At 71.5% G+C, this 7,460-nt stretch carries 8 protein-coding genes and 1 pseudogene; 3 read left to right on the top strand and 6 right to left on the bottom strand.

What is annotated here, in order from left to right:
• Positions 1 to 105: 105 nt before the first annotated feature.
• The 5 genes from MZTS_RS12975 to ygfZ all read right to left on the bottom strand — a co-directional run bounded on the left by MZTS_RS12975 (position 106) and on the right by ygfZ (position 3,368).
• The gene (locus MZTS_RS12975; protein ID WP_009866780.1) at positions 106 to 369 is read right to left on the bottom strand and encodes an exodeoxyribonuclease VII small subunit; all 264 of its coding nucleotides are present in this window, start codon (positions 367 to 369) and stop codon (positions 106 to 108) included.
• A gap of 116 nt (positions 370 to 485) precedes the next feature.
• Positions 486 to 998 carry a tyrosine phosphatase family protein gene (locus MZTS_RS12970; RefSeq protein ID WP_192284162.1) on the bottom strand — a complete coding sequence of 171 codons (513 nt, stop codon included), beginning with the start codon at positions 996 to 998 and terminating at the stop codon, positions 486 to 488.
• A gap of 224 nt (positions 999 to 1,222) precedes the next feature.
• Positions 1,223 to 1,834: an HD domain-containing protein gene (locus MZTS_RS12965; protein ID WP_009866778.1), complete on the bottom strand. Its 612-nt coding sequence runs from the start codon at positions 1,832 to 1,834 to the stop codon at positions 1,223 to 1,225.
• 41 nt (positions 1,835 to 1,875) lie between these two features.
• Positions 1,876 to 2,517, bottom strand: coding sequence for a DNA-3-methyladenine glycosylase I (locus tag MZTS_RS12960; RefSeq protein WP_009866777.1), 642 nt, complete (start codon positions 2,515 to 2,517; stop codon positions 1,876 to 1,878).
• Positions 2,514 to 3,368 (bottom strand): CAF17-like 4Fe-4S cluster assembly/insertion protein YgfZ, encoded by an 855-nt coding sequence (ygfZ, locus tag MZTS_RS12955; protein WP_192284161.1) that lies wholly within the window; start codon positions 3,366 to 3,368, stop codon positions 2,514 to 2,516. The genes MZTS_RS12960 and ygfZ overlap by 4 nt, the downstream gene beginning before the upstream one ends.
• A 100-nt stretch (positions 3,369 to 3,468) precedes the next feature.
• Between ygfZ and MZTS_RS12950 the strand changes: the two genes are divergently transcribed.
• The 3 genes from MZTS_RS12950 to fixJ all read left to right on the top strand — a co-directional run bounded on the left by MZTS_RS12950 (position 3,469) and on the right by fixJ (position 7,084).
• Positions 3,469 to 4,806: a dihydroorotase gene (locus MZTS_RS12950; RefSeq protein WP_192284160.1), complete on the top strand. Its 1,338-nt coding sequence runs from the start codon at positions 3,469 to 3,471 to the stop codon at positions 4,804 to 4,806.
• Positions 4,807 to 4,944: 138 nt separating this feature from the next.
• Complete coding sequence (locus MZTS_RS12945; RefSeq protein WP_192284159.1) at positions 4,945 to 6,486, top strand: PAS domain-containing sensor histidine kinase; 1,542 nt, start codon at positions 4,945 to 4,947, stop codon at positions 6,484 to 6,486.
• Entirely contained in the window at positions 6,476 to 7,084 is a 609-nt protein-coding gene (gene fixJ / locus MZTS_RS12940; protein WP_192284158.1) for a response regulator FixJ, read from the top strand. Before MZTS_RS12945 ends, fixJ begins: the two co-directional genes overlap by 11 nt.
• A gap of 19 nt (positions 7,085 to 7,103) precedes the next feature.
• Here the strand turns inward: fixJ and MZTS_RS12935 are convergent.
• Positions 7,104 to 7,460, bottom strand: a pseudogene (locus tag MZTS_RS12935) (thiaminase II/PqqC family protein); the annotation flags it as partial.

The following is a 7,460-nucleotide window of genomic DNA, read 5'->3' as shown; positions in this document are numbered from 1 at the left end:
CGTCGTGTCCGCTAGTGCCACCGGAGCAGCCTCATGCCCGTAGAAAGGAAAGGCGCGCGAAGGCTTCGCACGCGATGAGTGATATCGAGACCGCGCACCCGGCCGCTACTCGATGTCGAGCGGCGCGGTGCCGGCGGCCTGACCGTCCGGCCCGATGGCGATCTTCTGGATCCGCGCTTCGGCCCGCTTCAGCAGGGTCTCGCAATGGCGCTTGAGCGCCTCGCCGCGCTCGTAGATCGCCACCGACTCGTCGAGGGGGACGTCGCCGCGCTCCAGGCGGCGGACGATGTCCTCGAGCTGCTCCAGCGCCCGCTCGAACGGCAGGTCGTCCGGCGTCGCCTCGGTCGCGTCGGATGTGTGAGCGTTCATCCCGGATCCTCTTTGGGGCGGGTTATGACGGGCGCGGTCCGGTCGCACAAGTCCGGGTCGATTGCGTGCGACCGATCCGGGGCGGTCGCCGCGCGTCTGCCCGCGTCATTCTCCTGTCATCGGAGGGTGAGCCGGAACGGCGTTCCCTCGAAGGCCTCCGCGCCCCGGCCGATCCGGGCGATGGCCGCGCTCATCCGGCCTTCGCGTCCGAGCAGGCGGTCGGCGATCTCCACGAACAGGCGGTTCGGCGTGGCGCTGGGCGCCAGTCGGCGCAGCTCCTCGGCGAGGGCGTCCTCGTCCCGATCCGGCCGCAGGGCGCAGGCCGCGGCATAGGCGGCGGCGGTGGAGCGGCTGATGCCGGCATAGCAATGCATCACCAACGGCCGCTCGGCGGGCCATGCGCCGACGAAATCGAGCACGGCCCGCACATGTTCCTCGCCGGGCGGCAGGTGCCCCTCCCTCGGCGCGGTGATGTCGCTGAACCCGACCCGCAGGTGATGCTCAGGCCGGATCGAGGCCGGGCGCGCGACGACGCTGCCGAGCGTGGCGAGGGTGACGAGATGGCTCGCGTCGCAGGCGGCGACGGTCTCGGCCAGGCGCGAGAGCGGGCAGATATGGATCGTGGGCATTCCGTTGGGCTCTCGGATGACTGTCTGATCGCCCGGCGGTTGTCCGTCGCCGGCAGCGTGGTTCTCGAGGGGTTGCTTGAGCAAGCGCATCGCTCCTCCTGCCAAGGCACCCGCGCAGCGGGCCCCGACGCATCCCGGAACGGTCGATCCCATGACCTGCCGCTCGGGAGAAGCGTCGCGGCGTGCTTCGAGGCCGCTGGCGCGGCCCCTCAGCATGAGGGGCGTCAGGGTTGCCGGAACGGGCCGGCCATGGACGGACTCTCATCCCCCCTTTGAAGCGCCTCAAAGCGGGCGAGATAGCGTGCCTGGGCTTCCGCCGTCGGCCAGCCGGCGAGCAGGGACTCGATCCCGGCCTGTCCAGCGTCCGACAGGGCGGGGGAGCGCCCAAAAATCTGGTCGGCCTCGCTTTGCGAAAACCCCGCGAGCCGGGTCGCTTCGAGGGCGGCGGCGATGCGGTCGGCGCGCTTGACGAGGCGGGTCAGGGCCGGGGAGGGCGGCCCGAGCCCGAAGCGCCGCCGGATCGCCGCCAGCAGGCGCCGCTCCACGGTGCGGTAGGCGTCCCCGATCGCGGCCTTGAGCGGCGAGATGATGTCGCCGATCACATATTCCGGCGCATCGTGCAGCAGCAGTTCGAGCCGCTCCGGCGGCCCGATCCGGGGATCGAGGGCGGCGCCGAGCGCCTCCACCAACAGAGAGTGCTGGGCCACGGAGAAGACGTGCGGCCCCGCCGTCTGCCCGTTCCAGCGGGCGACCCGGGCCAGCCCGTGGGCGATGTCGGTGATCTCGACATCCAGCGGCGAGGGATCGAGCAGGTCGAGCCGGCGGCCCGACAGCATCCGCTGCCACGCCCGGGGCGGCTTCTTCTGGGGACTCACGCTCACGGATGGCGGCCTTCGCCGAGCGTATGGCCGAGGGCGGCGCAGGCGGCGTGGCGGTGGCAGCCGGTGAGGTGATCGTTGACCATGCCCACCGCCTGCATGAAGGCGTAGACGATGGTGGGGCCGCAGAAGGTGAAACCCTTCGCCTTCAGGGCCTTGCTCATCTTTCGGGAGATCTCCGTCTCCGTCGCGATCTCGGCGCGGCGCGCCGCGTTGGTCTGGATCGGGCGGCCGTCGCAGAAATCCCACAGGAACGGCGAGAAGCCGGGACCCGCCTCCTCCAGGGCGAGCCAAGCCCGCGCCCCCGCGATCGCGCCACGGATCTTGGCGCGGTTGCGGATGATGCCGGGATCCCCCATCAGCCGCTCGACATCGGCCTCGGTGAAGCGGGCGATGCGTTCCGGCGCGAAGCCGTCGAAGGCCCGGCGAAACCCGTCCCGGCGGCGCAGGATGGTGATCCAGGACAGGCCCGCCTGGAACCCGTCGAGGATCAGCTTCTCGTACAGGGCGCGGGAATCCGTTTCCGGCACGCCCCATTCGGTGTCGTGATAGGCGAGGTAGAGCGGGTCGAGACCCGGCCACCAGCAGCGCGGGCAGCCATCGGGATGGGTGGTGATCAGCCCGGATGCCGCCTCGCTCATCCGGCGGCGGCCGTGTCGGTGGGGAAGGCGAAGGTGGCGAAATCCGGCTTGCCCACGGCCGCGAGGCGCCCGCCCGCCCGCACCGGCTCGCCGGCGGCGAGCGCGTCGCCGAGACGGTCGAGGCGGATCGTGGCGAGGCCCCAGTCGCCGGCCGCGCTGCCGGTGGTGCCGAGGCTGCGCGCCCCGGCCGTCACCTCCGTGCCGGGCTCCGGCGCCGGGCCGTCGCGGTAGACGAGCGGCAGGATGCGGGTGCGGGCGGTGCCCCGGTGCTGCATCCGCGAGACCACTTCCTGGCCGACATAGCAGCCCTTCTTGAAGTCCACCCCGCCGAGCTGGTCCATCAGCGCCTCGTGCGGGAAGGCGTCGCTGAAGGCGAAGTCGCGCCCCCCTTCCGGGACGCCGAGGCCGATGCGGTGGGCGTGGTACTCGGCCTCCGTCGCATCGGCCGAGAAGGCGCCGTCGGAGGCATACAGGCGCTCGCCGAGGGCGGGCAGGCGGCCGTCGCGGACCCGGGCCGTCTCGGCCGCCGTCTCGGCACCGTCCCAGGCGGCGGCGACGCCGAGCGTCGGATCGGCGGCGAGGCTCACCTTGGCCCGCAGGCGGTAGAGCCCGAGCCGCTTGACGAGGTCGGCCACGCGCTCGGCCGCCGTCTCCAGGCGAAAGCCGTCCCCGGCGCGCGACACCAGGAAATCGAACTGGATCTTGCCCTGGGGCGTCAGCAGGGCGCCGAGCCGCGCCTCCCCCTCGGGCAGAGTCTCGACATTGCAGGTGAGGATGCCTTGCAGGAACGCGGTCGCGTCCGGCCCCGACACGGCGACGACGGCACGGTCCGGCAGCAGGGCGATCGGCATGACTTCTCCTTGGACGGCGCGGCGTTGCACGCGGCAAGAGGCTGACATAAGCCGCGTGCATCCGCGTCTCAATCGTCCGAAGCGAACCGGAAGAGCCCCGATGGAAGCCCCCTTCGATCTCGTCCTGGCCGGCGGCACGCTGGTGAACCATGACGGTGAGGCCGTCGCCGATCTCGGCATCCGCGCCGGCCGCGTCGCCGCCATCGGCGACTTGTCCGGTGCCGCGACCGCCGAGCGGCGCGATTGCCGCGGCCTGCACCTCCTGCCCGGCGTGATCGACAGCCAGGTGCATTTCCGCGAGCCCGGCCTCGACCACAAGGAGGATCTCGAATCCGGTTCCCGCGCGGCGGTGATGGGCGGCGTCACGGCGGTGTTCGAGATGCCCAACACCAGCCCGCAGACCACCAGCGCCGAGGCGCTGGCCGACAAGGTGGCCCGCGCCCATCACCGGATGCATTGCGACTTCGCCTTCTGGGTCGGCGGCACCCACGAGAACGCGGAGCAGGTGGCCGAGCTGGAGCGGCTGCCGGGGGCGGCCGGCATCAAGGTGTTCATCGGCTCCTCCACCGGCTCGCTGCTGGTCGAGGACGATGCCGGCGTGCGCGAGATCCTGAAGCGCATCCGCCGCCGCGCCGCCTTCCATTCCGAGGACGAGCCGATGCTGCGCGACCGCAAGGGCCTGCGCGTCCCCGGCGATCCCGCCTCGCACCCGGTCTGGCGCTCGCCGGAGGTCGCGGTGAAGGCCACGGAGCGGCTGATCGCCCTGGCGCGGGAGACCGGCGCGCGCATCCACATCCTGCACATCTCGACCATGGACGAGATGCCGATCCTGGCGCACGCCAAGGACGTGGTGAGCGTGGAGGCGACCCCGCACCACCTGACCCTCGACGGCACCGAGGCCTATGCCCGGCTCGGCACCCTGGTGCAGATGAACCCGCCGGTGCGCGACGCCGCCCATCGCGACGGGATCTGGCGCGGTCTCGCCCAGGGCGTGGTGGACGTGCTCGGCTCCGACCACGCGCCGCATACCCTGGAAGAGAAGGCCAAGCCCTATCCCGATTCCCCATCGGGCATGACCGGCGTGCAGACGCTGGTGCCGATCATGCTCGACCACGTGAATGCCGGCCGCCTCTCGCTCGCCCGCTTCGTCGACCTGACCAGCGCCGGCCCGAAGCGCCTGTTCGGCATTGCCCGCAAAGGCCGGCTGGCCCTCGGCTACGATGCCGACGTGACCGTGGTGGACCTCAAGCGCCGCGAGACGATCCGCAACGAGTGGATCGCCTCGAAATGCGGCTGGACCCCCTATGACGGCGTCACCGTCACCGGCTGGCCGGTGGGAACGGTGGTGCGGGGCAAGCCGGTGATGTGGCAGGGCGAACTGACCACCCCCGGCCAGGGCGAGGCGGTGGTGTTCGAGGAGGCGCTGCCGGCGGGGTAGGGCTGTTCACGAAAGGCCCGGTCGCGGCTCGCTCCCATTCCGGATGCGATGGTGCGGCGGGCGTTTCCTGAGAGACACCGAAGTCGATTTCTCACGCGCATTTGATGGCGCGGACGAGGATCGGCTAGATGGGCTGACATGAGCACGACGTCGGACAGCGGCGGAGAGCCCGCCCAGGGGGACGGAGCGGCCCGGTCGGTCCCGCCCGGGCCCTTTGCCGACATCGCCCTCGCCACCCTCGATCCCGAGGGCCGGATCACGAGCTGGTATGCGGGGGCGACCCGGCCCGGCGGCTGGCGCGAGACGGATCTGGTCGGGCAGCCCATCGGCCGCCTCTTTCCCGACGAGGACCGGCGGGCGGGCCGGCCGGAGCGGATCCTGGCCGCGGCGCGGGCGAATGGCCGCGTCGAGGAGCCGGCCGCCCTCCGCGACGCGCGGGGCGCGCCCTTTCCGGGGCATCTGGTGGTCGTGTCGCAGCGGAGCGGCGCAGAGATCGCCGGCTACAGCCTGCTTGTCGGAGGGTTGACGGAGCGCCTTGCCGCCGAGGAGGCGTTGCGGGCCCGCGAGGCGCATCTGCGCTCCATCCTGGAAACCGTGCCCGATGCGATGATCGTCATCGATGAGGCGGCGCGGATCCAGTCCTTCAGCGCGGCGGCCCTGCGCCAGTTCGGCTACGCGCCCGAGGAGGTGCTGGGCCGCAATGTCAGCCTGCTGATGCCGGAGCCCTACCGGACCCAGCATGACGGCTACATGGCCCGCTACCGCGCCACCGGCGAACGCCGCATCATCGGCATCGGCCGGGTGGTGGTCGGCCAGCGCAAGGACGGCTCGACCTTCCCGATGGAACTCGCCGTCGGCGAGATGCGCTCGGGCGGGACGCGCTACTTCACCGGCTTCATCCGCGACCTGACCGAGCGGCAGCAGACCGAGACGCGGCTGCAGGAGCTGCAATCCGAACTCGTGCACATGTCCCGCTTCACGGCCCTCGGCGAGATGGCCTCGACCCTGGCGCACGAGATCAACCAACCGCTGACCGCCATCGCCAGCTACCTCAAGGGCTGCCGCCGGCTGCTCGGCCGCATGGAGGGGCCGGACATCCCCCTGCTGGCGGATGCGGTGAACCAAGCCGCCGAGCAGGCCCTGCGGGCGGGGCAGGTGATCCGCCACCTGCGCAATTTCGTGTCGCGGGGGGAAGGCGAGCGCCATATCGAGGGGCTGCCGAAGCTGATCGAGGAGGCGAGCGCGCTGGCCCTGGTCGGCGCCAAGGAGCGGGGCGTGCGCGTCCGCTTCGCCTTCGATCCCGAGGCCTCCCTCGTGCTCGCCGACCGTATCCAGATCCAGCAGGTGCTGCTCAACCTGATCCGCAACGCCATCGAGGCGATGGAGGGCGGGCCGCGGCGGGACCTTCTCGTTGCCACCCGGGCCCTGCCCGCCGAGGGCGCGGCGGAGGTGAGCGTCGCCGATACCGGCACCGGCCTCGCGCCGGAGGTGGCCGCCCGGCTGTTCCAGCCCTTCGTCACCACCAAGCCGAACGGGATGGGCGTCGGCCTCTCGATCTGCCGCACCATCGTGGAGACCCATGGCGGGCGGATCCGGGCGGAGCCCGGCCCCGAGGGCGGCACGGTGTTCCGCTTCACCCTGCGCAGCGTCGATGGAAAGGAGCTGGCGCATGTCGAGTGACGCGCTCGTCCATGTGGTGGACGACGATGGGGCGGTGCGGCAATCGCTCGCCTTCCTGCTCGGCACGGACGGTTTGGCGGTGCGCCTGCACGAATCGGCCGGCGCCTTCCTCGCCGCCGTCTCCGATCCGGCCGGCTGCATCGTCACCGACGTGCGCATGCCCGAGATCGACGGCATCGAGTTCCTGCGCCGCCTCCGGCAGCGGGGAGCCATGCCGCCGGTCATCGTCATGACCGGCCACGCGGACGTGCCGCTCGCCGTGGCGGCGATGAAGGCGGGGGCCGTCGATTTCATCGAGAAGCCGTTCGACGACGAGATCCTGCTCGCCAGCGTGCGCGCCGCCCTGGCCCGCCGCGAGCGCGAAGCGGGCCTCGCCGCCCGGACCCAGGCGGTGCGGGAGCGCATCGCCACCCTGTCGGAGCGCGAGCGGCAGGTGCTGGACGGGCTCGTCGCCGGCCACGCCAACAAGGTGATCGGCCTCGATCTCGGCATCAGCCCGCGGACGGTGGAGATCTACCGCGCCAACGTCATGACGAAGCTCCAGGCCGCAAGCCTGTCCGACCTCGTCCGCATGGCCTTGATCGCCGAGCGCGCCTGACCTCGGCTCGACCTCAGGCCAGTCCCTCGCCGGGCTGCCATGCACCCGGTGGGATCAGGCCGGGGGAGACATAGGCGAAGGACAGCGCGTCGAGCTGGGTCCAGAGCACGGTGCACTTGAAGGTCAGGGCATCCATCGCCGCCCGCTGCAGCTCCGGCGTGGTGGCGTGGCGCTTGACGTAGTCGAGGGCGAAGTCGGCATCCCGCGGCGCCTGGGTCAGGCGCTTGTCGAAATAGGCCAGCGTTTCCTTGGTGATGAAGTCGTAGTTCTCCAGCATCCCCGCCACGCGCTCGGAGATGATCGTCGGCGAGAACATCTCGGTCAGCGAGGAGGCGATGGCCTCCAGCAGGCTGCGCTCGGAGACGAAGTGGCAATG

Origin of the sequence: Methylorubrum zatmanii (assembly GCF_014845115.1) — a bacterium.
In the GTDB taxonomy this organism is placed as follows: domain Bacteria; phylum Pseudomonadota; class Alphaproteobacteria; order Rhizobiales; family Beijerinckiaceae; genus Methylobacterium; species Methylobacterium zatmanii.
Note: the sequence above shows the minus strand (reverse complement) of the source record. Positions and strands in the feature narration are given on the sequence as shown.

Coding starts and splice junctions, on each gene's coding strand:
- MZTS_RS12975 (WP_009866780.1), bottom strand. CDS start 369: ATGAACGCTCACACATCCGACGCGACCGAGGCGACGCCGGACGACCTG.
- MZTS_RS12970 (WP_192284162.1), bottom strand. CDS start 998: ATGCCCACGATCCATATCTGCCCGCTCTCGCGCCTGGCCGAGACCGTC.
- MZTS_RS12965 (WP_009866778.1), bottom strand. CDS start 1,834: ATGCTGTCGGGCCGCCGGCTCGACCTGCTCGATCCCTCGCCGCTGGAT.
- MZTS_RS12960 (WP_009866777.1), bottom strand. CDS start 2,517: ATGAGCGAGGCGGCATCCGGGCTGATCACCACCCATCCCGATGGCTGC.
- ygfZ (WP_192284161.1), bottom strand. CDS start 3,368: ATGCCGATCGCCCTGCTGCCGGACCGTGCCGTCGTCGCCGTGTCGGGG.
- MZTS_RS12950 (WP_192284160.1), top strand. CDS start 3,469: ATGGAAGCCCCCTTCGATCTCGTCCTGGCCGGCGGCACGCTGGTGAAC.
- MZTS_RS12945 (WP_192284159.1), top strand. CDS start 4,945: ATGAGCACGACGTCGGACAGCGGCGGAGAGCCCGCCCAGGGGGACGGA.
- fixJ (WP_192284158.1), top strand. CDS start 6,476: ATGTCGAGTGACGCGCTCGTCCATGTGGTGGACGACGATGGGGCGGTG.